1 protein-coding gene and 1 tRNA gene are annotated in these 1012 nt (G+C 34.4%); both read right to left on the minus strand.

All coding sequences use genetic code 11. From position 1 onward, the window contains the following. Positions 1–120 precede the first annotated feature (120 nt). Positions 121–193: transfer RNA gene (locus RU93_RS11850), tRNA-Thr, on the minus strand. A gap of 80 nt (positions 194–273) precedes the next feature. Further along, positions 274–915: an HAD hydrolase-like protein gene (locus RU93_RS11855; protein WP_071875831.1), complete on the minus strand. Its 642-nt coding sequence runs from the start codon at positions 913–915 to the stop codon at positions 274–276. Positions 916–1012 lie beyond the last annotated feature (97 nt).

A 1012-nucleotide genomic window follows, 5' to 3' on the forward strand; every position in this document is an offset into this window, starting at 1 on the left:
CGCTACTACCAACTGAGCTATGCCGGAATAATAAATTGATTACGTCATCCAGGAGATACTTCCCTCAAACGATAATTAATTATAACATTACGTTATTTAAAAATCAAGTATTAATTTTAAAGCCACCTGTCGGATTCGAACCGACGACCCCCACCTTACCATGGTGGTGCTCTACCGACTGAGCTAAGGCGGCAATCAATTAATTAATACATTTTATAGAATACCTAATTTCAAACAAAAAGTCAATAAGGTAATATCAATAACTAATTTTATTTAATTTAAAATAACTAAAAGATCACTAACTTCCGTGGCTATTTTAGTAGCTCCGGCATCTTCTAATTCTTTTTTATCACCAAAACCATATAACACACCGATACTTTCAATATTATTCTTATTCGCTCCAATAATATCATGTTTACGGTCACCAATCATCACCACTTGATCAACGGCAGAAATCGTTGCTTGTTCCATGACATAGCGAATCACATCGGCTTTATGTGATCGTGTACCTTCTAAGTTGGCACCATATATTCCACTAAAGTATTGATGAAAGTTTAATTTCTTTAAAATAATTTCAGCAAAAACTTCAGGCTTAGACGTAGCTAAATAAATTTGTTTTTCTTGTGACAACGTCTTTAAAACCATTTCAATTTCTTCATATACTGTAAATAAATGAATACCCGTTTCTTGATAAAACTCACGGTAATAAAAAATAGCGTCTTTCGCCTCTTCTGCGGTCATTCCTAAGCTTCTAAAAGAGTCTTCTAGTGGTGGGCCAATAAAAGTCTTTAAGACTGACAGAGAGAGTTCTGGACGATTCATTTTCTTCATTGCATAATTGATGGACTGAAAAATCCCTTGACTTGGTTCGATAATCGTGCCATCTAAATCAAATAAAATATATGATTTTTTCAATTCATGATACCTCCATTATTATCTGTAACAAAAAAGAACACCCAAGATAGGATGCTCTTTTAGTATGACTCCGGCAGTAGGACTCGAACCTACGACA

The organism is Enterococcus aquimarinus (assembly GCF_001885765.1).
In the GTDB taxonomy this organism is placed as follows: domain Bacteria; phylum Bacillota; class Bacilli; order Lactobacillales; family Enterococcaceae; genus Enterococcus_I; species Enterococcus_I aquimarinus.